Consider the following 23,766-nt stretch of genomic DNA (forward strand, 5'->3'; position numbering starts at 1 on the left):
TACGACGTTAATCACGCCTCGGTAATAAAATGGTCCAGGCCTTCCCTCCAGCCCTCCGGTCCATAGGCGTGGGTGCGATAAACCGACGGGTGCGTTGAGGTCAATGTAACCGGTGTTTTGCTGTAACCACGGATGATTACGGCATAATGCACCACATCAAGCATGGAAATGTCATTAGGGCCATCCCCCAATCCCACGGTATGCCATTCCCTGCCGTCGTGCTGGCGATACTGATCGAGAAGCCAGCGTACTGCCGCGCCTTTACCGCTACCGCGGGACATCACGTGGTAAAATCTGCCGCCCTCGGTGATGGCCAGATCCTCCATCGCCAATTCGGCGGCGAAAGCGGCGAGTTTGTCATCGGTATCGCGCCAGATAAACGCTTCCGAGGCTTCACGGGTTTTGGCCAACTGCGCCTCTTTCACGCTAAGGCTGGTCCATTCTGCAACTTCGTTAGCGGTTACATCGCCAGAGCCAAAAAATTTATAGCCCTGGACTTCACGCAGGCGTGTCATCACCGCACGCAGGGTGGTGTAGTCCTTCCGGCAAAGCCACCGACCGATGCCTGTGCGTTTGGCCAATGTGCATCAAGCTGTACGGCCGCGCCATTTTCAGCGATGAACGGCGACCCGACCAGTCCCATTTGCGCCTGTAGAGTGACAATTTCAGCCGTCGTTTTACTCGAGCAAATGACAATCGGTATTCCGTTAGCTTTCAGTTTCGCCAGCCAGGGCGCGGCGGGTTGCCAGCTATAGGTATGGTGATCCAGTAAAGAACCGTCTAAATCGGTAATCACCAATAATGGGTCAGTCAAGCTCGGCATGCTGTTCTCCGCCTGTTTTAGATACTGGGATACTGGCGTCCATGAGGCCGCCTCTTCAGCCAATTAGTATATACGATGGCTTATTGATCTATGGGAATAAATGGTCATTATAACAGTTGTTGAGCGGACAAATGTTAACCGGAAACTAAACCTCTGTTTATGGTTTATCAGAATGCTTCTAATTAAGGGCGCGAGGATTCATTCTCGCTTGGGGTGAGTGTCACGCAGGGTTTATGTAGAGTTATAATTAATTCAGTAAGTTAACTGATTGTCATAGCCGAGAGGCGTCCCGCAATGGCACCGGGTTTACCGCCAGCAAAACCGACGAAAACAAATGTAATGTAAATTTCCAATTATTAGAAACTTTATAATATGAGTGAAGTAATCTGATTTCCTAGTGTAACGAATTTTGAAATTCATCCCGCCATGGCAGAATTTATGCTTCCCCGGTCTGTGCGACCGGCGAAGGGCGACCTTTCGTGAGTTCGAATCTTACCTACTTATACATAATTATCAATGTCTTAGGTTGATTTCCTGGTTGTTCAAAAAGTTCTCTTAGAATTGACTTGGAATATTCACTTGGAATATTTTGCCTCGTCCGGCGGGAGCGGTGCATCAAGGGTAGGCGATATTTTAACCTTTCTGTCGTACACCAAAACCTGACTTTCTGATTTATGCCCACTAAATAGTTGCTTATCTTTTGTACTTCCTTTGTAGTCTGAAATACCATTAGCTTTCAAATCATGAAATGTACAGTCAAGATCTTAGCCAAGTTGGGCAGCTGCTTTTGAACGCGCTTCCATCCATCGATTACTGAAGCCCCGTTTGCTGTAATGCCCCTTATGCTGCCCCATGATGACGGCGGAGGTAGCATTTGCTGGTGTGGAAAAAACCTTGGCGCGATCTATCGCAGCTTGAATCCTTGGCGTCCAGGCTTTGATTTGCTTAATTCCAGTCTTTCCCTGCTGAATAAAAATTCCTTGCTCAGTGATTTGTTGCCACTTCATCCCAAGTACATCAGATAATCGAGCGGCGCAAAGGTAGGCTATCTCCATAGCAATTTTGACTATATCGTCAGCAGCTCGATAAATAGCAAGATATTCCTCATCGGTAATATGCCGATCGCGCTTGACAGCTTTAAACTTCATAACGCCGGCACAGGGATTAGCTTTAACATAGCCTCTTTCATACCCCCAGCGATAGACACGGGACATACTCGCCATTTCGTGGTTCGCTTGCGTTTTTCTCTGTAGCCCACGTTTATCCATAAACTCCCGGACATGCTCCGGTTTAATGCCATCGGCCTTCATCTCTCCGAATACAGAAAATAGTTTTTTCTGGTGCTGCATGTAGTCTTGTTGGGTGCGAGGTTTTAACTCAATGAAATACGTGCTACTAATAAACTTTTCCCATAGTTGGCTAAAGGTAATGGGTTTACGTGCCTGATTAACAACTTCCTCGTATTTTTTCCAGACAGCGGCAATGCCATCTTTGATTAGCGTCAGCGTGATTGATTCGCTTGATGTTGGTTTCCAGACATAACTGTAGCCGTTAGTGTAAACTCTATTAGGTAGTTTGTTATGCTCAGGGTTAAGTCGTTTCCGGCCCATTTAAAGCGCTCCAAAATTGGGTTTGTCTTCTGCGCTTATGCTCGTATTTTCAGTATTCAAAAAATACGAGCGCATGATAACAGGGCTTCCTTCTCTATCTTCCCAAAAGGGTATATTACGTTTAGCCAACCATTTTTTCTGGTACGCACTGTACTTATATTTAGTCAATTTAATGACTTCTTCTTTTTTAAGAAATAATTCACTCATTCTCTTTTCTCCTGACTGTATTTATCGGCGATGCTTTTTCCGTTTCATCGCCTCTAACAGAATGTCCTGCACCTGACGCTTTGAGTCGCGTCGCTCCATGACCAGTTCATCGACGGTATCAGTGGCGACAATGTGGTGAATAAATAACGGGCGCGGGTGCCTGGCCTGTGCCTGCCGGGTAGGGCCGATGCGCTCGATAATCTGCTGGTAATGCTCAAGGCCCCCCAGTGGGAGAAAAACACCAGGACATTACCGCCGTCCTGAAGGTTCAGCCCGTGCCCGGCGCTGGCAGGGTGCTCGAACAGTAGCGGTATCCATCCGGCGTTCCAGTCGCTGATGGTCTGCGGATTGGCGTCCAGATGAAGGACATCGGAAAAGGCGTTAAGCAGACGCTCAAGGTCGTGCTTCCAGTGATAGGCGTACCAGCACAGGTGTACCGTCGGACTCGCTGATGATGCTCTCCAGCGCCTTGAGCTTTTCATCGTGCACGTTCAACCACTCGCCGCCGTCATCGGTATACACAGCAACACTGGCAAGCTGCAGGCACTTCATGGTGCGGGCAGCGGCGTTAGGTGCTTCGATACCGATATCTTCCAGTTCAAGGAACATCTCCTGCTCCATCTCCTCGTACTGCTTGCGGGCTTTTGGCGGCAGGGTGACGTTAATGGTGTTGTGGATAGGCAGGTCGATGTCGAACCAGTCGGCGGGGTTGAGCGATAGCGTGAACTCGGCCAGCGTGTATCTGCTCTTGCGCGTACTCCAGCGGTATCAGCTTTGAGAACGGCTGGTCGGGGAACTGTAGTTTCCTGAACCAGCGGCTTTCAAACGAACCGAACGTGCGTCCAAGCTTCTTGCCCTGGTCCACAAACCACGCCTGCCTCCACAGGTCGATTAAGCCGTTAGGGGCGGGGGTGCCGGTCAGCTTGACTCAGCGGTCAACGTATTTATGGGCCACCTTCGCCAGCGCCGCCTGTCGCTGCTTTGGTGTGCCTGTGATGGGCTGCACCACGAGGCCACGCAGATGCGTCCATTTCAGCGCCTCATCCGGCCAGGTGGACGTCGCAACGCGCAGTGGGGCCAGCACCAAAGCCGGTCGCGTTTCAATGCCCGATTTGAATAAGGTGTCCAGCGCCGTTAATGTGGCAACGGTTTTTCCCATACCCATGCCTGCCCAGATATTGCAGTGCGGGTGTGTGAGAATATGTGTTACCATCCGCGCCTGATAAGGGCGCGGGGTAAATACTTTTCTAGCCGATACTCAGTGCCTCCCAATATAAGTCGGGGTGAGTGCCTTTGTATCTTCCGCGCTGGCCTTTCGCCGTGAAAATTAATGTGTTTTCGTAATGCAGCATAATAGTAGCTCCGTGGTAAGGTCCGTCGTAAAGACAGAATTTCCTACGCCTGAGTATTTTGCGCATATGAATATCTGACTTGTTTATGGCTTGTGGCTATGCCTGCGCGAGGATTTCTACTAACTCGTCGCTCTGCTCATTGGTGAGTTCAAATTTAACGTGCGCAATGCCCATCTCGCTAGCTTCAATAACAATAAGACCTTCATGATTACGAGAGACAGTAAGCCCGTTATGAATTGACTCCCATTTCTCGAGGCCATTATGCACAACGCGTGTTTGGTTATAATTCCTGCTCATGGCTATCCCCCGAATATCCTAATGCGGCGTAGTTGTCTACGATAATATCGATAAGAATTTCAGTTGATATGGGTTTATTTTTCAAACCCTTTTTGTAGATGTTAATAATTGACCGTTTGAATGCATCACCCTCTTTTAAAAGCCATTCTTGCCCTTCAGCCAGTGCCTTCCATTTTGCCAGTTCGCTCTTGAGCGACATAATTTCGTCGGCGGCGGTTGTGCATAGTTTTGATGAGGCGTCATCAAACAGAACCATATCTCTTACACTGTCGCTACAAATAATGTTATTCATAATTTTCTCCCTTTTAAATTAATGCGCTAATGGCTTGGTTGAGCCGTTATTGCCAGAATGGTCAGCGATATTTCCATCGCTTTCCCATCCGGCAATAGAAAAGCGTCCTATTTTCGGGTGATACCATTGAGTGCCGCGCTGCCTCGTGCATCATGTTGCACAGTGCAGAAACGAAATTATTTTCATGAACAACGGACATTTGCGTGACCTGACCGCCCGGTGCGACATGGGGAACCTTTTTATGCGGGACGCTCCACGCCATGACCAGCTGCTTGCTTTTGGCATTGCTGAGGCCGTAAGTCGCTTGCAGAAGCTGTAGCCCTGATAACCGGCGGGAATAATGCCTTGTTTGATATGGTCGATTTCTTCGGCAACCTGCTCGACTTGCGTTTCCACCGATTTCAGGCGGTGTTCTTGGGCAACCTGTGCCAATGCGTAGGCAAGGTTAAGCTCAGCCTGTGATTTAGGTGCGGCCTGTTGCTCCAACTTATCAATCAGCGAGCGGCGAACCGCTTTGGATTCACGTGCCGCAACGCGGAGAGCTTGCTTGAGCGTCATATGGATAATTTCAATATCAGCGCCGTTTTTTTGACCTACAAAAATGCGGATCGGCGGTTCGCCGTACTCCTTGCGCGTTTCGTTGACCATGTTCAGCAACCGCTGAGAGTCGATTTCGTTGTCACTATTGATGGCTAAATCTTGTACGTTTATTAAGTTTTGCATGTTGAAGCTCCTCACAAGTTAATGTGATTAATGGAACCCCGGTGCGATCCCGGGGCGGAATGACTGGGTTAGTGGCGTGTCAGGAAGTGTTTAACTTCGTCTTCGTGCCAGTGGTCAAGGCGATCTTCCACGCCCCGTTGCTGCTGGCGGTGGCAGTTCTCGAAAAGCCGCTGTATATCGGCCAGCACGGTATGGACGTCTTCACGTTTGCGCAGAATGCGCTTGAGGGTTTGCTTTTCCGCTTCGTGGATGGTTTCACGCAGGGGTTCGGTGACGTAGTAAATACAGCGGCACTCTTCGGCCAGCAAGGGGATGTGCTGTGCTTCAAAGGGCATCGGCGATGGGGTGCCGGTCACATCGCGCAGAGAATAGTAAACGGCATTGGTCCATGCCTGTTCAAAACGGAAGCCGTGGGTAATGCACCATACTAAGCGAGCAAGGTTACGGGTGGTATCGATGCGGGTAAAACGCGCAGGTGCTTCAGGCTGGTAAACGGGTTGGCCGACTTCGCGATCGAGGATGTCCAGCACCCATTTGCGGAACTCTTTGGCGATTGGCGTACGGGCAAACATGGCGACGAGATGTGCACCGCAGGGAGAAAATGCTGGTTTTAATTTTACGTAAACTATTGTTTATTCCATTGGTGGTTGATTCGACCACCAATGACATGCCTGTTGCGAATTTATCTTCGTTGCTGTTATAAAGCCCGGAAACTGCTTTAGGATCTGCATACTCGAGTGCTTTAGCAAGTTCGGTAGAGGTGAACCAGATCTGCCCGTTGTGGGGAATGGTTTCAAGAATGGTGTTACGGAACATTAAGGTTGTCATAGTAATGATTTCCTTCTTAGTTAAGGAACATCACCACCTAGAGGTCTCAAACTCATATTGGTGGCGAGCTGAACAGGGTTGAGACTACCGGCTAAGAAGGACCCGGCGAGCCTTGCGGCTCCCCCATCCAGCCCACCATTATTCTGATATGGCGGACTGACGCATAAAAAAACACGTTCTCGGCGTGTTATGCGCCTTCTTAGATAACCGGGGTCTCAAACCCGACACCTGAATTTGCAGGTGCGGATTGACTATAGCGCATGGGTTATTCTTCCGTCAGTCAATGGTAAAGGTAAAATATCAAAAAGAAAGTTCAAAGAATATAGCTTTATGCTTATTTATTAATGCGTTTTTATTAATGCGTTGATGTGGGCGCTTCTGTTCGGGTATTCCTTTAGTCACCGCTCGTGCCAAGCCCGTATTGACCTCTCTTCGAGCAACGCTCGAGGGCGCTAAGGCTGAGATTCATCTGCATGATTGAATCAGCCAGCGGGATTGTTTGACGCCACAATGTTGCGGCCCGCCGGTACAGTCTCCGGCGTTCCAGCGCTTCCGCTTTTGAAGCTATTATCTGCCAGTCAGCCTTAGGCACAGACGACCCCTTCAGTGCTTTGAACCAGAGCCAGTGGGGCTTCATTCATCATGACGGCCAGCAGGCGGGGGAAATGTGCATCGTAGAAATGTGGCTGCGCCTGGCGCGGATTATTTGGATCGGTCAGATTCTTTCCGAACTGTAAGCCTTTCTCCGTTAGCGACCAGAACAGCTTCTCTTTGTCGGGATGCTTACTGCTGGGGCGTGACTTGCGCTCAACGATCGCCAACATTGCCAACCGACGATATCCAGATTGCACGCTGGAGGGCTTACCGTGCAGAGCCAGCAGTTCAGTAAGCGAATGTGTGACCTCACTTGAGCCGGTCGCGGAGCCCTCCGGTGCGTCTACGGCGTAGGCGAAAACCAGTTCTTTGGCAACATACGTTCCCTGTTCAGATCCCACACGGATAACCGAGGGAGGATTTCCACCCTCGCTTACAAATTGAGCAATTAAGTCTCCGGTTTTTTCGTTGGCAAGCCAGAATTTGGGCTTATCTTTTTCCAGTCCTCCGGCTGCTTTGTGCAGATCATTCAGGCAGTAACGCCCAAAAACATCTTGGCGAACAACGGTATTTTCAATGACAACTAATTTAGATATAACGATTTCTCCATAATTAAACGGATTTGTTTAAAAGGTATTAGGGGGCTAACTTGCAAAATTTTGCAGATTGGCGGTCAGATCGCTTACACTTGGCTTTACACAGGAGGATCCCCTATGGGCCAAGTCGCATTTGATACATTGCAGGCGTTAGAAGAGCTTGAAACCGCTGGCATCTCTAGAGAGCAAGCGCGGGCGATTTCGCTCGTTGTACGCAAGTCGCATGAAGTGGCGGATGTGGCTACAAAGGCCGATATCGCTGAGGTAAATCGGAATGTCGCCGATGTCCGTAAGGACCTATCCGCAGAGATCGCCGATGTCCGTAAGGATATAGCTCATCGCTTCGAGAAAACAGAGGCGCAGATATCTGACGTTCGTAAGGATATGCAGTTAGTCCGCAAAGATTTACAGCTTGAGATGGCGGGTATTCGCTCAGAGCAAAAACTCATGCGCTGGATGCTGGGGTTTGGGGTTATCGGTATTTTGTCGTTGGTGGTCAAAGCATTTGTAATGCCTGTTCTGTAATGCGCCAATCGGGTGTATATTTGGGTGCGGCAAAAATACCTTATCTCTTTGTTTTCAAATCAATTATGGGTGTTAACCTACACCTGCGCCAATTGGGTCGGTAGCTCAGATTGGAAGAGCGTACGTGTTATCAAACCGTAAGGACGCGGGTTCGATGCCTGCTCGACCCTCCACTTTCAGCAACATACCTCCTGCGTCAGACGGCGAACCTGCTTGCGTAGTCGCTTGTTGTCTTCGGCCATATATTCGATCACTGCCCTGAGCGTCCGGGTCTCCCAGTCTTCGTTAGGTTGCCTGCCCAGACTGACCAGATAGCGGGCATCGTCGATACTCTCGCCGCCGTTGGTGATGGCCACCACTTCTCCTATATTGGGGTGCCTGAAGGTCAGCACCCGTGCATTATCCAGTTTCATGATCCAATTCTCCGTAGATTGCTTGTGGTGCCTAATTTGATAACCCTCTCAGGCGGCGAGGGTTCCTGCATTCCCCAATGCAAAGGAATCGGTTAAAATGTGCTCATCCCAAACAGCTACGAGAGGAAAGAAAAATGCGAACGTTAAACGAGAGGCATACTATGCTACTTCGCACGTTGAACAATCCCGACCGTCTTATGGCACCCATTGATGAAGAAACGTTCGACCACCTCCGGGAGACCTTTGGTGACGATGTTCTGGCGCGTGATTTAACCTATTTGACATCCATCGGTCTGGTTCAGGCGGATGCAGCGATAATTGGTGCTGACGGGATGGTGCATTTTAATCGTGGATGTATGGGCCTTACTGCTGTCGGCGTGTGGGCACCGTTGGCTCTGAGATTAATGCGTTTGAAATCAAGATACATAAACAGACCCTTGATCAATTAGAGAATCTCATCAACGCTGCTAACCTTGGAGACCGCGAGAAGCACTCTCTTCTCCAGATGGTAAAAGAAAAAGGTGCAGAAGCTGTTGTCGGTAAGTGTGTTGATATCGTCTTCGCGAATGCTGCCATTGCGACGTAGGTCTTGCATCACTTGGCTGACTATGTGAAGTGAATACTTCGGCGTTGGCTAAAATATGATTTCAGGCGTTCTATCATCCAGCACGATGACTTCGCCCCCCAGCGCTCTGAGCCGGTCGTGTTCGCGCCTCTGGGAGGGGCGTGCTTTCTGCCCCGGCGCTTTGCATTCCACAAACAGCACCCGGCCACCAGGTAAGACGACCAGACGGTCAGGTACGCCCGCCTGCTCGGCGATACAAACTTGTAGGCGATGCCGCCGGTGGCTTTTACCGCGCGGATAAGCTGTTGCTCGATGGCTTTTTCTCTTAGGTAGTACATGCTTATGCCTTCCCGTCATTAATGGCTCTCGCTAAAGCGCCGGTGCTGGTGTTGGGCGAGGGTTTTGCCATACGGTCAGCGGTCAAAAAGTCATAAACAACGTTGCCGTTGCCGAAGTCCCACGCGTTACAGTTAGCGTTGGCGAACGGTACGATGGTCATGGATGGTTTTTCAATGTTCATCGAGTTATTCCTTCCGGTAATAAAGCGCTTCAAACCCGCCAGCGTTAAGCGGCAGGCCATCGGCCCAATGTGGGGTAGTTGCCAGTAGGGTGCTTAGCGCGTCATGCGTGTAGTCATCGGTATCCGGCGCTTCGCAGACCACCTCATCGTGTACCGTTAAAACAATCTCGTAGCCGTGCTCTTCAATCACGGGCATGGCTGCTGCCAGCACGTCACGCGTGGCTGCTTGGGTGAGATTTTCCGCAATTTTTCCGGAATATGTTTTGAGCCGGTCCCATTTGTGCTTGTACGGGTCCATGCCCATGTAGGTCACTTCCCCTCTCCCGGGTAACAGACGACCCGGCCCGAGGGCAGGGCGATGCGCAGCCACGCACCGTCGCGCCGGATTTTGACGCGCCGACAAGGCAGCGTGCACCCGGGTGTTCAATGGTGTGCCGTACCCCGTCCTCCAGTGTCCGCCAGAACGAGATGGTCTTTGGATGCGCGTCCCGCCACAGGCGTTTTATCGAATTACAGGCAACAAACACGCGCTCTGTCAGCCCGTAGGTTTTCTTCCGCTTTACGGACTCGGCGTACCAGTTTCCGGCCTCGCGGATAATTGTCGCCGGTATGGAGGGCAGGGCCACATCGGCCAGCGCATCGAGGTCAAGGCCGTAGGCGAGGGCAAAGGTCACGAAGGCTGCCACGCCGCCGCCATACCCCAATCCGAGCTCCATCACCTTACCGACTTGCCTTTGCGCTTTGGTCATTTCGCTTGGGTCGATGTGGAACGCCTTGGCGTAGGCCAGCTTGTACAGGTCATCGCCGATACCAGCGTCATAATCGCGGAATGCCTGCAGCTTCCATTCCTCGCCCGCCAGCCACGCCAGCATCCGGCCTTCGATATTGCTCAGGTCGGATACTACTAGCTTCTTACCTTCGGGCGTGCGGATGCAGGCGCGTAGTGCAGAACTGGTGAGCGGCATAACGTCGAACGCCAAATCTGCCACGCCCTTTTTCAGCGCCTTTATCCCCAGGTCAATCTCTGCCTGTGACATGGATGGCCGAGGGAGGTTGTCGGGCTGAAAAAGCCGCCCCGCCCAGCTCCCGGTACGTGAGGCACCACAAAACTGCTTGGTGCCGCGTAAACGGCCATCGCGGCTGACGGATTCGACCAATTTCTCGTACTTACTGGTGCTGGTTGTACAGGATTGGAGACGGACGATCAGCCGTTCGCGCAACGCTATCGGCAGATCGGGGTCGTTGATACGCCGCTTAAGTGTACTTTTCTGCATATCCGGCAGGGTAATGCCGAAGGCGTTAACGATATGGTTGATCATGGCGTCGCGCCGGGGTGGACCCCACCTCGCCGTCGGTGAGCTCTTCCGTGCGCTTGTCGAGGTGTTTTTTCTCCTCTGTGATGGCGGCCATCGCAATTTCGGCCAGCGCCATATCCATGCACATGCCATGGCGATTGATGTGCTGGTCAAGACGCCATAGCGCTATTTCAAACGGGGTGAGGTTCCAGCGTGGCATCCGTTGCCAGATTACCCGCATCGCCTCTATATCTGCCGCGGCGTACTCGACAAAACGTTGCCATTCTTCCGGGTGCGTATCGCGGTTCGGGCGACGGATTTTGTGAGTCCGTGGTTGTGGTTTACAGAAGATCTTAACAAGCTGCCTGCCGGATTTGTCCTTGGCCTGGTTGGTTGGGACGTTCAGTACCTCACACAGCGCACCCAGCGAACCGGGCAGGCTGTGCGCATAGGCTTGGGCCATTGTGTCGTGTATACGCTCGAGCGGAATATCGATACCTAAAGTATGTTGCAGCACCACGGAGTCGAACATGCCGCCGTTGTGCCAGACAGTTATGACCTGCGGGTCATCAAGCACAGCGCTTAACGCCTCGAGCATCGGGTCGCAGGTAGTGAGGTCCCACACATTGACCGGGCCATCGCCGATCGCCCAGGCAAACAGCAGTACTTCGGCGTTTTCAGCATAGCGGTGCGTACCGCAGTTAAGCGGCGTTTCGCAGTACGTCTCAAGGTCCGCGAAAAGCGGAGGTGGGGAAGTCATAGGGTAAATCCGTTATCGATGGCTGACCGGAGCACCTGGCGCGAGGCCGGGCGGGTAAATGCGGTGGGTTTAAGCGAATTCTTCCGCGTTAGCACCTACGGTCAGGTCCTCGAAATCCTCTTCGGACGCCGGTGCGCCACCGCCAAAAGCGTCGTCATCACGCAGGAACTGGACCCCACCGAGGGATGCGGAGATGCCTTTGTTGCCTTGCTGTCGTACGCGAAGAGGGTGTCGTGGCGTTGACATAGCAACCCGAGTAGGGTTTGCCATCGGCGGCGGCCAGTGGGGTGCGATCCGTGTCGATAACCAAGGGGTGGGCTTTGTTGCTGGCTTTAGCTCATCGGGTGTAAGCGCCGCGACCCGTTTCGGCGCGTTGGCCAGTTGCGGGGCCAACGGTTGCGTCAGGTCGACAAAATCCCCCGCGGTCAGATTGAGGTAGTATTCCGTCTCGGCTTTACAGCGACCGTCGGCGGCTTTACACCAGCGGCATTGCTTTTCGCCAGGTGTGAACACGTCGGCGGGCAGGGTATCGACCCCTTCGCAATCGGTGATGTTCGCCGTGACAATTGCCGCGGCCGCGGCTTCCCTTGCCTGTTCGAAAAACGCTTCCAGCTCAGTGACGCTGAGCGCCCATTCCGAGGTACGATTCAGGCGTGGTTGATGGATGAACAACCGTACGCGGTCGAAGTTCTGCGCCAGACTGAAATAGGCCAACGCGCCGAGGGCGTAGAGCTGTAGCTGTTTATTGTTCTCGGCGTCCACCTTCAGGAAACCGTATTTCAGGTCGTGGATTTGCAGCTCGCTACCGGCGAGGATGATGGCGTCAGCGGTGCCGAATTGTTCAGGCATTCCGATAACCTTTGAGAAGTCCACGTGCCGCTCTACCAGCAGGTCATTACCCTAGGCCCGCGCCTATACCGTATCGATATAGCGTTGTACATGCTCGGCCATCTCCTCGGTCACCTGCGGGCCGATAGGCTTTCCCCCTTTTGCCAGCGGGTAGGTGCCAATGTAGGCGGCGTCTTGACCGCCGCTGAGCGGTTTACCTGCTAGTGTTGGGTTGAGCCGGTTGTTCAGGACATTTTCCGCGACCCGGCGCGTGGCGCTGCCCTCCTCAGCGTACGATGAGGTGCTTTCGGGAAGGCCCGCTTCCATCGCCAGACTGCCGCGACAGTTGAGCCATTTCTCCACGCTGGAGGGGGCTAATTGCGCATGCTCTGCCATGAGCTAACACCCCCCCAGCTCGTCGGCCAGCTGTTGGAGCGCAGCGACCACCGCCGGAACTTTTTCGTCCGGGCTTTTGCTGATACTTTCCACGCCACACCGGGCGAGTGCCTGGGCTATCGCCTCTCTCTCAACCTTTTCGAGGCGATGAACCAGGATCAACCGGCCTTTCTCTCGTAGTGCTGCGATATCAGCGGTACCGCCTTTATCAGGGGTATCGGGTGGACCGGACGCGGGGATGTCGTCAGGACTTCGGTTGCCGTGTGGCGCGCCGTCCTGGCCTTCTGCGGTAAGTTCACAGGCATCGGAGGCTTTCACTTTGCCTTTTACTGATGTCTTCGATTTGGTTACAGGGGCTTGGCGCTGTGGCGATTATCGGGATGCGAGCCTAGAAGCTGATAGCCGTATTCGCGACGGTCTTCGATGCCCGGCAGGATGTCCCAGTATTTCAGTATTTGCTGTGCGATCTCGAGAAGCTTGCTTCGAGGGATGTTGATTGCCGGTCTGACGCCCGCCAGCGCCACCACGGTATGCTTATCCAGCGTTTCGATATCGCGCAGGGGTGTGTTATCGACCGGAGTCGGCTCGGGTTGTGCGGCTGCCGGTTCGGGCGTCGCTATTACCACTACTGATGTTTCTGGCTCTGCAGCCGCTTCGGGTTGTTCAGGCTCAGTGATTGACGATATTGGCTTGCGCGCGAGCGGGCGGTTCATGCTGACAAACCACTCGGTTATCCGTGCATTGTGTTGCAATGAGCTTGTTCCGCTCAGCCAGCAGCGTATTGCGCTCCTCGTCGAGCTGGTTACTCCGCTCCAGATGGGCTTCCAGTGACATTACAGGGTCCTCGCTATCGAGAGAAAAAGTGTTCCGGCGCACAGCAGCGCTAGCAGGTACAACGCACCGGTCACGATGGTGCCGGTATGGTGGCGCAAGTCTGCGCCCGTCAGCCGGTAGCGGTGCTGCATACGTTTAAGGTGGTTCATGGTGGATTTCCGTTTTTAATCAGTTAGATAAGGTGAATGAACTTAATAAAGCGCCCGCGAACAGCGCCAACGCTTGATAAATTCACGTTTGCTTCGGGTACGTGCAGCAAAACGCAGGTACCTCATCACGTTCCAGTCTCGCATTCCGGTTTCAACGGGTTAGCCAAGACATTCAGCGTGTCACTGAATTGCGGGGTGTGACTGCCCTGTCCAAGTTGTTAAAGAGCGGGTGGAGCTGTGTTGGGAGTGACAATCACAAAAAGATATTTTTTTAATCTTTTTTTTGTGATTATTGGGTGCGACGGAAACTGCCCTGTTCCTGGCGCAGCTTTAGAGGTTCAAAGAGGTAGGAGTGAAAAGTGCGTTAATCTAAGCAGTGCCACCGGGCGTCAATAACTTTACCGACGCATCTGCACTCGTTTTTGCCTAAATTTATAAGTGGATACTGTGGGTTTAACGGTTTTAGAAAGCGCATCCCTGCATCTTCTAAGTATTTTTTAAAGGTGGCGAAACCACTTTCTTCAAAATACATCACGCATAGTTCACTTGAACTTACGGTTTTATCGGGGTCAACCAGAATCAGAATTCCTTCCGGGAAGCTAGGGCGCGATCCTATGGGGGATGTCATGGAATCACCGTGGACTTCTAACCAGAATGCCCTCTCGCTGGCGCTCTTTACTGTTGGGACCTAGCGTATAGCGTTTTCCACTGTAAAAGTGCCATCGGTTTCAGTAAAGTCCCCGGCCTGAACCCAACTAAGAAGAGGGTATTCGGGGAGCTGAGCTTCGGTCGTGACGATGGACTTTGCTCCCCAAAAAGTAATTCACCAGGAGATACTTTCAATATCTTAGATAGTATAAGGGCATCATCAGCGCCGATACCTCTGGCTCCTTTTTCGTAGTTTGCTATGCGAGATTGTGAGGCCCATCCGCAAAGTTTTGCTAGCTGAGCTTGACTCAACCCCGCCTGTTCTCTGATACGTTTTAAACGATCACCAATTATTTCAAATTGTGTTTTCATGTGCGCAGCCTTTTTATTGCGTTGTGCAATATCTATAGGGCGAAACGTAATTGCTCTTCAAAATTTTAACTCTTCGTCACTCAGCGGAATTTCAGTGCGGCATAATTTTATCACGCCACGTGATTTTAATAAAATCACCAAACGGAATTGACGGGGCATCACGTTTTGTGAATCATTGCCATGTTTGATGTTGGAAAATACAAGGACATGTTTGATGAACCATATTGCTGTGTACCGAAAAAATTAGGCATTACGCAAGCCTCGCTGGCAGAAAAACTAGGGTGGAACCAATCTCGAATTGCTAACTACGAGAGCGGAAAACGGTTGCCTAACTTGAACGTTTGTCACGAGATTGTTCGCCTTTTTAACGAGGAAGGGCTTTCGTGTAGTGTTGATAGTCTTTTTCCGCCCAAACCAGAGATGGTGTTTCCCCAAACCGATCTGCCTAACAGCGTTGACGAAGAAGAGGATGATGACGACGAAGGGGATATTGATTTAACGAAATACTACAACGTCTGAGGTGGTCCCTGATGGGCAATACACTATGGGGTGCCACCCCCGAAGAGTGGGCGCTGTGGCGCTCACTGTGCCCTGAGCACCTGCTGCCAACGGTGTGCAACTCGGAGGCGGTAGTATCGAAAAAAAGCCAGCTTTACCGCATAGATAAAACGACCGGGCAGTTGCTTCACCCGGCTAAAGTCCCCTCACTTTACAATCGCAAAAAGCAAATCGCGGGCATTCGCCAGTGGGCATCGATGCTTATCACGCCCGCCATGCTGGATAACTGGGAGGAGCCGGACTACGGTATCTGCGTACGCACTGGTCGGGGGCTTATTGCGTTGGACTGCGATAACGAGGACGAGGGGCACCACGCGATTATTGAGCAAGTGCTTCGTGATACGCTCGGCTGCCTGCCGCCATGCCGTTTCCGCAAAAACGCCAACAAGTGCTTGTACCTGCTGAACGCGCCTTTTGAACGTCGGAAAGGCGTATTACGCCTGCCTGATGAGGATGGGCGACCCGCACAAATCGAGTTACTGGCAACCGGGCAGCAGTTTATGGCCGCTGGGATCCACCCCAGCGGGGCCAGAATCGTCTGGCGCTTTGCCCTGTCGAAGTATCCGAAGAGCAACTGGAGGCGATACAGGCGCGTCTGCGGGCCCTCCTGCCCGTAGTTAACGCACAGACTAGCGCGTCGGAAAAATCATCGGATGCTGTGGCAGATCTGGAGCGCGAAGTGATACTGGCTCGGGTGGATGAGTAAACGTTCGACGATCTCCGCTCTGCCCTGTGGTATGCGCCGGTGCTCGAAATGGCAGGCCCTTATAGCTCGTGGGTTGATATGGGAAACCGGCTGGCGTGGTTCAAAGGTACCGAGTACGAAGAGCGGGCGCGCGACCTGTGGCTGGAGTGGTCGGCAACGGCGCCTGATGGTGATATCGAGGCAGCTGCCGCGAAGTGGGATAACGATGCACTGAAAGCCGATCGCACGGGTTATCAGGCCATCTTCAAGCGCACGGGCGATGCTGGCTGGATAAACTCCGGCTCTGAGCGCATGAAGCATCCCGTGGCGGTGGTGGAGGATTTTGAGGACCTGGGCGCGGTTGAGGCGGCGAATAAAACGCCGTGGCCAGCCTTTGTGCGCAAAGACAAGACCGGCGTCATTAAAAACACCATCGATAACGTCAGCAGGGCTGTTGCGCGGCCTGATTTCTGCGGCGTGCAAGTCTGCTTCGACCAGTTCCGCGATGAAATTATGCTGGTCGAGGAGGGCGATAACCAATGGGTGCCCAAATACCGTGAATTCGCTACACAGTTCTCGCGCCGTCTGGTGATGTTCGGCACTACCAATCAGGAAGAGTTTCTGGCCGACGAAACCGGCAATCGGCGTTGGTTACCGCTGCGCGTTGGTAAGATGCGTTTAGACGACATCAAACGCGATGTGATGCAGCTATGGGCCGAGGGTACAGAGCTCTACAGGACATTGGGCGGTGTGCAGTTCCGGGCGGGATGCTGAGCGACTGGCGAGCGGCGTACACGAACAGCACATGATTAAGGATGCCTGGTTTGAAATCGTCGAAAGATGATTGGATGAGCCCGATGCACTAACCGGTGAGCGTCCACGTGCTCGCGAGTTTTTACGGGTAAGTGATGTCTTGCAGGACGCCATCGGATTGTCGCCATGTAACATCGGCAAGCGGGAAGAAATGCGAATTTGTGGTGTGCTAATAAAGTGTGAATACAAAAATATACATCTGCGTATTAATAGCAAAAAAGCCAAGGTATGGGCAAGGGTGGAACCACCTAGTTTTGGGAGGTGGTTCCACTTGAGCCCTTGAGCCACAAGGGACGATGATGGGATTGCCGTCAGTTGCGCGGTAGGTCGTCTGAAACGATATGATGCATACCTTTATCGGCATAATTATTATGCGGTATGTCAATGGTTTTTCGCTGAGGGTCATGTGTGATAAGCTCGGGATTTCTCACAACCTTGTGGCCACATGGTTGCAATCAGCCGAAGGATTTATCGCGGGTTGTCTTGCGATGGCAGATATCAATCTGGAAATGGCCTATTGTGTTGATGGGTGATCAGGATTACAAATATGCTGACTGAAAATATACGGTACAATTTTGAAATGCTTATGGAGAGGGATTACCCGCAGCTATCGCTCACATATAAAACTAGGGGCCACGCCCGCTGCGATTACAATCTGAGGAATGATCTAGATTCTGAGTATGAAAACTCAGGAGTTCAGCTGATGTGGATAATGTTTCGTGCGGGCGCGCTAGCAGGATTGTCACGATTAAAAATTAACTTACCGCCTTTGCGAAACATACCAGATGGTTATTTTGATGCGGGTTTCAATGAAGGCGTTCAGGATCGCCTCGCCAGTGTGTGGGGCAATAGTGTTTCTGCGGTTCGCAACACGCGAACGTACCGAAAACTGTCAAAAAGGCGTCTTTCACCGGTAAAAGGCTGCCAAACGGATTTCGCCATTTTGTTAATAAATCGGTAACATAAAAACCGGCCATTTTCGCCGGGCTAAAGGCCCCCTTTTTGACAGGCTTTATGCGTTTACGCGATGAGTGGTAATGCGTCGGTGCGGGTAATGTTTATTATGTTAAATACGACTCGAAATCTGAAAATTTACTCACTGCGGAAAACCATGCCGCAACGCCCTCTGGTGGTTGGGGCTTTTGTGTTTTAAAAGGTGGTGCATAGTGGAAAACCTACCGAAGGATTATTTCCTCGATATCGATGATGAGTTTCTTAACTTTTTAGAAAAGCAGGGAGAAGACTGCATTAGGGAGCTTCATCAGTCGAATACTGTAAACAAAGAAAATAGCTATAAACTATTAAGTATTCTCATTGTAGGTGTTGGGTCATCTTTTCTGCTTCTGGCCCAAAAGCAGCCACCCATTTTCTTGAGTGCGGGGATGGCTACGTTTACCCTGTGCTGGGCATTGTGTGCGATATATCTTGTTTTCTGTGGATTGTCGATACAGATACGGAGGTTAGTATCGTCTTCACCGCATCTTTTGTATACTGAAGCCTATAAGACTATCAGTCAGGAAGATTTTGATTATCTCAAGGCTAAGGGATTTTCTGGAGGCTGTAACCGTACATCGGTAATGCGGCGATACAGGCTGAATAATTTGTGTAAGACCTCGGCTGAATTGCGGGTTGTAAATGCAACAATCAGCTCTCATCAAAAAGAGCAAGAATAGCCACTGTCCTTGTTCCTGTTTTTTCCATGCTGGTGTCAGCTGTTACTTATCATCTTTTTTGACAGGTGCTGGATCTTCAGCAAGCATGCGTTCCGTGGAAAAATCTTTAGGCACATAGGGTTGAGAGGGTTTAGATTGCGACGCTGGCTGAGGCTTAATTCTCATTCGTCGTTTGTTTAGAATTACTCATGAATTTCTCCATATCTGAATAGTAAATTTTGGCGAATTAACGATATCAGATGTAGAAATGCGCCGCCAGACGCTATCTGGCACTTAATCCCAAGGCTACGCTCCGGCGTGGCCTTTTTGCCGTTATGAGGAGATACTATGCTATCCGCTATCCGCTATCCGCTATCCGCTATCCGCTATCCGCTATTCGCCCTTTGCCCGGTCATTCGGTGCTTAATCCACTGGCAGGGAGCATCTCCAGTGCCCGTAACCGGTCATAGGCTTTGACATCAAGCCCTCGTGCTGGTCGTTTGTTAAGCGCGCGGTGCTCTTGGTTTTTCGGCACATAGCCAGTGTGTTTCAGTTTATCCCTCGTGGGCTGGCTTCGCTGGTCAGATGTCGAAACGCTCCCCGTCCGTTGGATATCAGCACTACCGGCCTGATGACGAAGACGCCCCAAACAGCGGGTATACTTCGCTATCTCGACCATCTGGTCAAAGCGACGGATATCGGTTGGGCTGAAGTGAATCACGATAACCCGGAACGACTATGTGACCAGGTAGCCCGACGCAGTTTTAACCGCACAGTGTTGACGGCAGAGCTTTAAGGTCAGTCGTTTAACGCCTGTACCCGGATGCTGGCGCATCTGGAAGGGGAATACGGCCAGCAACTCCGGGGTGTACTGGACTTCGCCGCCGAGCGGGTGGGGCAGACGGAGGAAGACCCGGTGAAAGTCTCCACCGTCTAAAAGTACCCTACCTTCGTCGAGGACATCATCATCGCCTTGCACGAGCGTCTGGGTCGTTACGACGTGCTGGTTGAGCCCGGTGCTGATATCCGGCAGTACGGTGACCTGACGTCGAGAGATATCAAGGCGTTATCCTGTGTTGGCATTGGTGCTGACACCTTAATCGTTACATAGCGTCATTTCGATGCTGTAACCTTCCTTTTGATAAAAAATAATGAAAATGCCTGAGAAAGAGCCGGGATTCTGGGTCGCGCTGCTGGCCTGGATACGCTGCAACCAAACCGATTTTGGCTACGCCACTGTCGCCGCCCTGTTTTCGTTTCTGCGCAATGCGTGGGTCAGAAATCCGTGGAGTCGGCGACTGCTAGACACGCTGTCCTGTAGCACACTGGCATTCTTCGCCAAGCCTCTATTGACCCTTATTGAAGTTATGCTTGGCTTGACACTGCCCGAGTCAGCACCACAGGCCCTGGCGATTTATATCGGCTACGTCGGGACTGACTACATCCGCGAGCGCATAAAGGCGTTTACCCGGCGCAAGAATCAGGAGTCATGATGAATATCAGTCAGAATGGATTAGAACGGATAAAGGCGTTTGAGGGGCTTCAGCTCACCGCATATCAATGCAGCGCAGACAGATGGACTATCGGCTACGGGCATACGAACGGCGTCAAGGCAGAGGATGTTATCCCCCTCGAACAGGCAGACGCTTTTCTGCGTGACGATATCGACGCCGTGGTTGAACGACTGAATGCCTTGATAACCGTGCCGGTGGCACAGAATCAGTTCGACGCATTGTGTTCACTGGTTTTCAATATCGGCATCGGGGCATTTGCTAAATCGACGTTGCTTAAAAAGCTGAATGAAAGTGATTACCCCGGGGCAGCGGTAGAGTTCTCCAAATGGTGCCATGCGACCGTTGACGGTAAAAAAGTGTCGTTGCCAGGCTTGATTAAGCGCAGGCAGGAAGAGAAAGCTTTATTTGAACCATGAAAATGATGTCTTAATTAATAATGTCATTAGGAGTATCTGTATGAAAAACGCATTTATCGTGTTTTGTATGAAAGTTTCAGGCAAGACGAAAAACAAATTGGCTAAAGACTTTGGATTTCACTATTTCCTGATGCGTTCAAAGTTTAAGGCTTATTTGGCGTGCGGTGTTTTCGTAATACGTTAATCGAAGAGCAACACAGGTTGGTAGCATGATGCGCTGGAGGCTCCTTACCCTCGCCGCGATGCTCGCGACGATTACCGCTCTCGCCATCGTGGTGAGACTCCAGTATGTCGAAATCACTCGCCTGAAGCAGGCTAACCAATCGATGGTCGCCGAGCGTGACGCCGCCCGCGCACAGTTTACCCACTATGAACAGGCGGTAGCGCTGTTCAACCAGATAGCCGGAGCAACACAGGATGCACATCAGCACGCGGTGCAAGACTTCCAGCCGCGTATCATCCAGATACGTGAGGCCCTTACGCCTGAGCGCTGTGCTCGTCTGCCTGTGCCTGCTGCCGCTGTTAACCGGCTGCGGGCGCACGCAGACCAGATACCTGCCCATCCCGCCCGCGCCGATACCGGCCACGCTGCTCGATGATTGCCCGCCGCCGGTTATCCCAGAGCACATGACGTGGGGCGATAGCGTGATACTCAATGAGAAGCTGCTGCTGGCGCTGGAGATGTGCAATCAGGATAAAGCTGCGCTGAGGCAGATTGAGGCGCTAAGAAAATAATAGAAGGAGGCTAAGGTATAATCGCTTTGCGATTACCTTCAAGCATCCTACAGTCCGCAAGGGCTGGCACTTAAAACAGCAGGAAATTCTTTATGGGACGACAAACAAAAAATAAAATGGGTCGCCCCTCTGATTATTTACCGGAGGTAGCGGCAGATATTTGCGCGCTTTTGATGACTGGCGAAAGTTTAAGGTCAATCTGCCAGCGGCCTGGAATGCCAGTTTTTAGCACAGTCGCATTATGGTTATGCAGGCATGAAGAGTTTTCGGAGCAGTACGCGCGTGCCAGAGAAATTCAAGCGGAAGTGTTAGCCAAAGATTGTATCAATTTGGCAGATGCTGCGATTGAAGGAGTTATTATCAAATCTGGTGTATGGCAATCAGGCTACGTTCTGCTCTGATGCTTCGTGAATCTGTTCTCCATCCTGAAATTGGACGTTGTTTACCACCAGGGTCAGCAGGTCAAATCCTCTTAGCCGGTTCCAGCTTTTCTGAGCAGACTGGAGCAGCTTAAATACCATTGACAGGGTGGTTTCTCTCGAACCACACTTTTTTACGCGTCTGCTTCGTAGCCTCACAGTCGCAAAAGCCGATTCAATCGGCTTTGTCGTTCTTATTGATGCCCAGTGCTCTGACGGGAAGTCGTAGAATGCCAGCAGTTCTTCTCGATCTTTCTCCAGCTTCTTCATCGCTGCAGGATACTTCGCTGAAAACCTTGCCAACAAAACATCAAAAGCGTCATTAGCGGCATCGCGGCTTTCTGCTAGCCAGATCTCCCGAAGCTCAGCCTTAACTTTCGGTTGCACATTAGCCGTTTTGTGCACCCAACAGCGTTGGTGCTGCGTGTCCGGGAATATCTTTGCCATTGCATTCCAAAAACCAAGGGCACCGTCTCCCGTAGCTAGCTTGGGAGATACGGTTAGGCCACCTGCTTGCAGGCCATTGAGAAGTTCGGCCCAGTTTGCTTCTGATTCTTGATAACCCTCTTCGACCGCAACCAGCTCCTGACGTCCATGCTCAGTGACGCCGATACTGACCAGTAGGCAAAGGCGATCATCTTGCCTGACATGGCTGTATATGCCATCAGCCCAGAAATAAACGTAGCGCGTATCGCTTAAATCACGCAGGCACCATTGCCTGTGCACTTCAAGCCATTGCTGTTTCAGTCTGCTGATGGTACTCGCGGAGAGGCCATGGGCTTTTTCACCGAGTAGCGCCCCCAGGGCTTCATGAAAATCACCGGTGGATATGCCTCGCAGGTACAGCCATGGCAGCAACGCGCTGTTGAACGCTGTGGCAAATAACCGTTACGGACGACGGCATGACGCCCATCGTCAAGACGGCGTTCAGCATGGCTTCGAGCTCAGCCTCAACGACGGCGGCCATCAGTTGTCTGGCACCATGACGGATGAGTTCATGTAAGGGCTCACCGGTAATATCTGGTTCTGCGGAGACCTGTAGGGTAGACTTTTTCATGGCGTATCATCTCTCTGTCGTTGAAATCATCCACGAAATCAATCAGCAGCATACGCCACCCTCTCCGAAACCTCATACACCAGAAATGAGCATAACTCGCGAGATTTTGCACTCGCCGATTTTGGTGAGATCAAATTATCGACAATCACGTAGTCGACGTTTTCAACAAATCCGTACTGCTTGATGCGTTCTTTAATCCAGTTGGTGAAATCCTTGCCGATCTTCAGGAACGCGTGAAGGTCACGGGCGTTCGCCGTCTGGACGGCTTCTCCATTGATGCTATTTGTTTCGATTGCAATCAGTTGATTTTCTTTAGACATAGTAAGCTCCTCACAAGTCAATGTGATTAATGAAGTCCCGGGGCGATCCCAGGGCAGAATTACTGGGTTAGTGGCGTGTCAGGAAGTGTTTAACTTCGTCTTCGTGCCAGTGGTCAAGGCGATTTTCCACGCCCCGTTGCTGCTGGCGGTGGCAGCTCTCGAAAAGCCGCTGTATATCAGCTAGCACGGTATGGACGTCTTCACGCAGGGTTTCGGTGACTTAGTAAATGCGGCGGCACTCTTCGGCCAGCAGGGGGATATGCTGCGCTTCAAAAGGCATCGGCGATGGGGTGCCAGTGACATCGCGCAGGGAATAGTAAACGGCATTGGTCCATGCCTGTTCAAAACGGAAGCCGCGGGTAATGCACCAGACTAAACGCGCAAGGTTACGGGTATCGTTGCGCGTAAAACGCTCAGGGGCTTCGGGTTGGTAGACCGGGTGACTGACTTCGCGGTCGAGAGTGTCCAGCACCCATTTGCGGAACTCTTTGGCAATCGGCGTGTTGGCGAACATTGCAATCAGGTGAGGTGAGCGCCGCGTAGGGAGAAAACGCGAACTGCTTTTTCACGTAAGCTATTGTTTATCCGATTGACGGTCAAATTGACCGCCGTTGTCATGCATGAAGTAAATTCGTCTTTGTTCCAATTGTAAATATTTTTGATAGAATCAAGTTGACGATAGTCCAATGCCTTGGCAAGCACAACAGATGTGAACCAGATTTGCCCGTCGTGGGCGACAGTTTCAAGAATAGTATTACGGAAAGTTAAGGTAGTGGTCATAATGACCTCCTGCGGTTACTTTGTGTAATCACCACCTAGAGGTCTGAAACTCATATTGGTGGTGAACTGAACAGGTTTCAGACTACCGAGTAACCAACTAGCCAGCCTTTCGGCTGCCCCATTCAGTCCACCATTATTAGGACGTACGGATGTTTTTGGACAATAAAAAAACACGCTCGCGGCGTGTCAC

30 protein-coding genes, 1 tRNA gene and 9 pseudogenes are annotated in these 23,766 nt (G+C 51.6%); 16 read left to right on the plus strand and 24 right to left on the minus strand.

The features are described from left to right. Positions 1 to 11: 11 nt before the first annotated feature. The 9 genes and pseudogenes from SGP1_RS09990 to SGP1_RS10030 form a co-directional block, all read right to left on the minus strand. A complete protein-coding gene (locus tag SGP1_RS09990; RefSeq protein ID WP_243466214.1) occupies positions 12 to 581 on the minus strand; it encodes an HAD family hydrolase in 570 nt (189 codons plus the stop codon). Continuing rightward, complete coding sequence (locus SGP1_RS33170; RefSeq protein WP_243466215.1) at positions 515 to 823, minus strand: HAD-IIB family hydrolase; 309 nt, start codon at positions 821 to 823, stop codon at positions 515 to 517. Before SGP1_RS33170 ends, SGP1_RS09990 begins: the two co-directional genes overlap by 67 nt. A 575-nt stretch (positions 824 to 1,398) precedes the next feature. Next, positions 1,399 to 2,433: pseudogene (locus SGP1_RS09995) on the minus strand (site-specific integrase). Next, complete coding sequence (locus SGP1_RS10000) at positions 2,434 to 2,640, minus strand: DUF4224 domain-containing protein (RefSeq protein ID WP_041866843.1); 207 nt, start codon at positions 2,638 to 2,640, stop codon at positions 2,434 to 2,436. It lies immediately after the preceding pseudogene. 21 nt (positions 2,641 to 2,661) lie between these two features. Next, positions 2,662 to 3,853, minus strand: a pseudogene (locus SGP1_RS10005) (SNF2-related protein). A 419-nt stretch (positions 3,854 to 4,272) separates the two neighbouring features. Further along, on the minus strand, positions 4,273 to 4,581 hold the full coding sequence (locus tag SGP1_RS10010; protein WP_041866844.1) for a hypothetical protein: 309 nt from the start codon (positions 4,579 to 4,581) through the stop codon (positions 4,273 to 4,275). Positions 4,582 to 4,731: 150 nt separating this feature from the next. Continuing rightward, positions 4,732 to 5,304 (minus strand): hypothetical protein, encoded by a 573-nt coding sequence (locus SGP1_RS33175; RefSeq protein ID WP_050747555.1) that lies wholly within the window; start codon positions 5,302 to 5,304, stop codon positions 4,732 to 4,734. Positions 5,305 to 5,372: 68 nt separating this feature from the next. Further along, positions 5,373 to 5,876 carry a hypothetical protein gene (locus SGP1_RS23885; protein WP_243466216.1) on the minus strand — a complete coding sequence of 168 codons (504 nt, stop codon included), beginning with the start codon at positions 5,874 to 5,876 and terminating at the stop codon, positions 5,373 to 5,375. An 840-nt stretch (positions 5,877 to 6,716) separates the two neighbouring features. Continuing rightward, positions 6,717 to 7,322 carry a KilA-N domain-containing protein gene (locus SGP1_RS10030; protein ID WP_050747556.1) on the minus strand — a complete coding sequence of 202 codons (606 nt, stop codon included), beginning with the start codon at positions 7,320 to 7,322 and terminating at the stop codon, positions 6,717 to 6,719. Between the two features lie 117 nt (positions 7,323 to 7,439). Here SGP1_RS10030 and SGP1_RS10035 point away from each other — a divergent pair, with 117 nt between their 5' ends. After that, positions 7,440 to 7,847 (plus strand): hypothetical protein, encoded by a 408-nt coding sequence (locus tag SGP1_RS10035; protein ID WP_011410988.1) that lies wholly within the window; start codon positions 7,440 to 7,442, stop codon positions 7,845 to 7,847. Positions 7,848 to 7,941: 94 nt separating this feature from the next. Then, positions 7,942 to 8,020, plus strand: a tRNA-OTHER gene (locus SGP1_RS10040). Positions 8,021 to 8,023: 3 nt separating this feature from the next. On the opposite strand, the gene SGP1_RS10045 is transcribed toward SGP1_RS10040, so the two are convergent. Continuing rightward, a complete protein-coding gene (locus SGP1_RS10045; RefSeq protein WP_041866846.1) occupies positions 8,024 to 8,260 on the minus strand; it encodes a hypothetical protein in 237 nt (78 codons plus the stop codon). A 379-nt stretch (positions 8,261 to 8,639) separates the two neighbouring features. On the opposite strand from SGP1_RS10045, the gene SGP1_RS30700 reads away from it, so the two are divergent. Continuing rightward, positions 8,640 to 8,846: a hypothetical protein gene (locus SGP1_RS30700; protein WP_158302372.1), complete on the plus strand. Its 207-nt coding sequence runs from the start codon at positions 8,640 to 8,642 to the stop codon at positions 8,844 to 8,846. A 48-nt stretch (positions 8,847 to 8,894) separates the two neighbouring features. Here the strand turns inward: SGP1_RS30700 and SGP1_RS10055 are convergent. The 10 genes and pseudogenes from SGP1_RS10055 to SGP1_RS33185 all read right to left on the minus strand — a co-directional run bounded on the left by SGP1_RS10055 (position 8,895) and on the right by SGP1_RS33185 (position 14,627). After that, a pseudogene (locus SGP1_RS10055) lies at positions 8,895 to 9,163 on the minus strand (VRR-NUC domain-containing protein). Positions 9,164 to 9,165: 2 nt separating this feature from the next. Then, positions 9,166 to 9,345 carry a hypothetical protein gene (locus SGP1_RS10060; protein WP_041866496.1) on the minus strand — a complete coding sequence of 60 codons (180 nt, stop codon included), beginning with the start codon at positions 9,343 to 9,345 and terminating at the stop codon, positions 9,166 to 9,168. Between the two features lie 4 nt (positions 9,346 to 9,349). Next, positions 9,350 to 11,400: pseudogene (locus tag SGP1_RS25585) on the minus strand (DNA polymerase). A 69-nt stretch (positions 11,401 to 11,469) separates the two neighbouring features. Next, positions 11,470 to 11,731, minus strand: a pseudogene (locus SGP1_RS27145) (ssDNA-binding protein); the annotation flags it as partial. A gap of 107 nt (positions 11,732 to 11,838) precedes the next feature. Beyond that, positions 11,839 to 12,624: pseudogene (locus SGP1_RS27150) on the minus strand (DUF2800 domain-containing protein); the annotation flags it as partial. Between the two features lie 3 nt (positions 12,625 to 12,627). Continuing rightward, entirely contained in the window at positions 12,628 to 12,942 is a 315-nt protein-coding gene (locus SGP1_RS10080) for a hypothetical protein (RefSeq protein WP_041866849.1), read from the minus strand. A gap of 29 nt (positions 12,943 to 12,971) precedes the next feature. Further along, a complete protein-coding gene (locus SGP1_RS10085; RefSeq protein WP_148203462.1) occupies positions 12,972 to 13,376 on the minus strand; it encodes a hypothetical protein in 405 nt (134 codons plus the stop codon). Between the two features lie 81 nt (positions 13,377 to 13,457). Then, positions 13,458 to 13,607, minus strand: a complete 150-nt coding sequence (locus SGP1_RS30705) for a hypothetical protein (RefSeq protein ID WP_158302317.1) — start codon at positions 13,605 to 13,607, stop codon at positions 13,458 to 13,460. 364 nt (positions 13,608 to 13,971) lie between these two features. After that, positions 13,972 to 14,235, minus strand: a complete 264-nt coding sequence (locus SGP1_RS33180; RefSeq protein WP_243466217.1) for a LexA family protein — start codon at positions 14,233 to 14,235, stop codon at positions 13,972 to 13,974. A 47-nt stretch (positions 14,236 to 14,282) separates the two neighbouring features. After that, a complete protein-coding gene (locus tag SGP1_RS33185; RefSeq protein WP_243466218.1) occupies positions 14,283 to 14,627 on the minus strand; it encodes a helix-turn-helix domain-containing protein in 345 nt (114 codons plus the stop codon). A gap of 207 nt (positions 14,628 to 14,834) precedes the next feature. Between SGP1_RS33185 and SGP1_RS25590 the strand changes: the two genes are divergently transcribed. The 13 genes and pseudogenes from SGP1_RS25590 (at position 14,835) to SGP1_RS10145 (ending at position 21,401) form a co-directional block, all read left to right on the plus strand. After that, complete coding sequence (locus SGP1_RS25590; RefSeq protein WP_011410990.1) at positions 14,835 to 15,146, plus strand: helix-turn-helix transcriptional regulator; 312 nt, start codon at positions 14,835 to 14,837, stop codon at positions 15,144 to 15,146. An 11-nt stretch (positions 15,147 to 15,157) separates the two neighbouring features. After that, on the plus strand, positions 15,158 to 15,802 hold the full coding sequence (locus SGP1_RS10100; RefSeq protein WP_011410991.1) for a bifunctional DNA primase/polymerase: 645 nt from the start codon (positions 15,158 to 15,160) through the stop codon (positions 15,800 to 15,802). Positions 15,803 to 15,939: 137 nt separating this feature from the next. Next, positions 15,940 to 16,074: pseudogene (locus SGP1_RS29615) on the plus strand (hypothetical protein); the annotation flags it as partial. A 336-nt stretch (positions 16,075 to 16,410) separates the two neighbouring features. Next, positions 16,411 to 16,966: pseudogene (locus SGP1_RS10105) on the plus strand (VapE domain-containing protein); the annotation flags it as partial. Positions 16,967 to 17,087: 121 nt separating this feature from the next. Then, on the plus strand, positions 17,088 to 17,216 hold the full coding sequence (locus SGP1_RS36340) for a hypothetical protein (protein WP_424141167.1): 129 nt from the start codon (positions 17,088 to 17,090) through the stop codon (positions 17,214 to 17,216). 14 nt (positions 17,217 to 17,230) lie between these two features. Next, positions 17,231 to 17,644, plus strand: coding sequence for a hypothetical protein (locus tag SGP1_RS10115; RefSeq protein ID WP_041866852.1), 414 nt, complete (start codon positions 17,231 to 17,233; stop codon positions 17,642 to 17,644). A gap of 205 nt (positions 17,645 to 17,849) precedes the next feature. Then, positions 17,850 to 18,356, plus strand: coding sequence for a hypothetical protein (locus tag SGP1_RS10120; RefSeq protein ID WP_243466219.1), 507 nt, complete (start codon positions 17,850 to 17,852; stop codon positions 18,354 to 18,356). Between the two features lie 610 nt (positions 18,357 to 18,966). Beyond that, positions 18,967 to 19,131 (plus strand): hypothetical protein, encoded by a 165-nt coding sequence (locus SGP1_RS30710; protein WP_158302373.1) that lies wholly within the window; start codon positions 18,967 to 18,969, stop codon positions 19,129 to 19,131. Positions 19,132 to 19,486: 355 nt separating this feature from the next. Next, a complete protein-coding gene (locus tag SGP1_RS10125) occupies positions 19,487 to 19,828 on the plus strand; it encodes a phage holin, lambda family (protein ID WP_050747560.1) in 342 nt (113 codons plus the stop codon). Then, positions 19,828 to 20,265 carry a lysozyme gene (locus tag SGP1_RS10130; RefSeq protein WP_011410992.1) on the plus strand — a complete coding sequence of 146 codons (438 nt, stop codon included), beginning with the start codon at positions 19,828 to 19,830 and terminating at the stop codon, positions 20,263 to 20,265. The genes SGP1_RS10125 and SGP1_RS10130 overlap by 1 nt, the downstream gene beginning before the upstream one ends. A gap of 209 nt (positions 20,266 to 20,474) precedes the next feature. After that, a complete protein-coding gene (locus SGP1_RS10135; protein ID WP_011410993.1) occupies positions 20,475 to 20,864 on the plus strand; it encodes a hypothetical protein in 390 nt (129 codons plus the stop codon). After that, positions 20,758 to 21,000, plus strand: coding sequence for an Rz1-like lysis system protein LysC (gene lysC, locus SGP1_RS27155; RefSeq protein ID WP_041866853.1), 243 nt, complete (start codon positions 20,758 to 20,760; stop codon positions 20,998 to 21,000). Before SGP1_RS10135 ends, lysC begins: the two co-directional genes overlap by 107 nt. A 92-nt stretch (positions 21,001 to 21,092) precedes the next feature. After that, positions 21,093 to 21,401: a hypothetical protein gene (locus SGP1_RS10145; RefSeq protein WP_041866854.1), complete on the plus strand. Its 309-nt coding sequence runs from the start codon at positions 21,093 to 21,095 to the stop codon at positions 21,399 to 21,401. On the opposite strand, the pseudogene SGP1_RS10150 reads toward SGP1_RS10145, so the two are convergent. The 4 genes and pseudogenes from SGP1_RS10150 to SGP1_RS33195 form a co-directional block, all read right to left on the minus strand. Next, positions 21,381 to 22,476 (minus strand): annotated as a pseudogene (locus tag SGP1_RS10150) (IS256 family transposase). The gene SGP1_RS10145 and the pseudogene SGP1_RS10150 sit on opposite strands and share 21 nt — an antisense overlap. A 38-nt stretch (positions 22,477 to 22,514) precedes the next feature. Next, positions 22,515 to 22,796 (minus strand): antA/AntB antirepressor family protein, encoded by a 282-nt coding sequence (locus SGP1_RS35635; protein WP_050747561.1) that lies wholly within the window; start codon positions 22,794 to 22,796, stop codon positions 22,515 to 22,517. A 220-nt stretch (positions 22,797 to 23,016) separates the two neighbouring features. Then, on the minus strand, positions 23,017 to 23,310 hold the full coding sequence (locus SGP1_RS35640) for a hypothetical protein (protein WP_341532849.1): 294 nt from the start codon (positions 23,308 to 23,310) through the stop codon (positions 23,017 to 23,019). Positions 23,311 to 23,315: 5 nt separating this feature from the next. Then, on the minus strand, positions 23,316 to 23,576 hold the full coding sequence (locus SGP1_RS33195) for a hypothetical protein (protein WP_341532850.1): 261 nt from the start codon (positions 23,574 to 23,576) through the stop codon (positions 23,316 to 23,318). Positions 23,577 to 23,766 lie beyond the last annotated feature (190 nt).

The organism is Sodalis glossinidius str. 'morsitans' (assembly GCF_000010085.1).
Classification (GTDB): domain Bacteria; phylum Pseudomonadota; class Gammaproteobacteria; order Enterobacterales; family Enterobacteriaceae; genus Sodalis; species Sodalis glossinidius.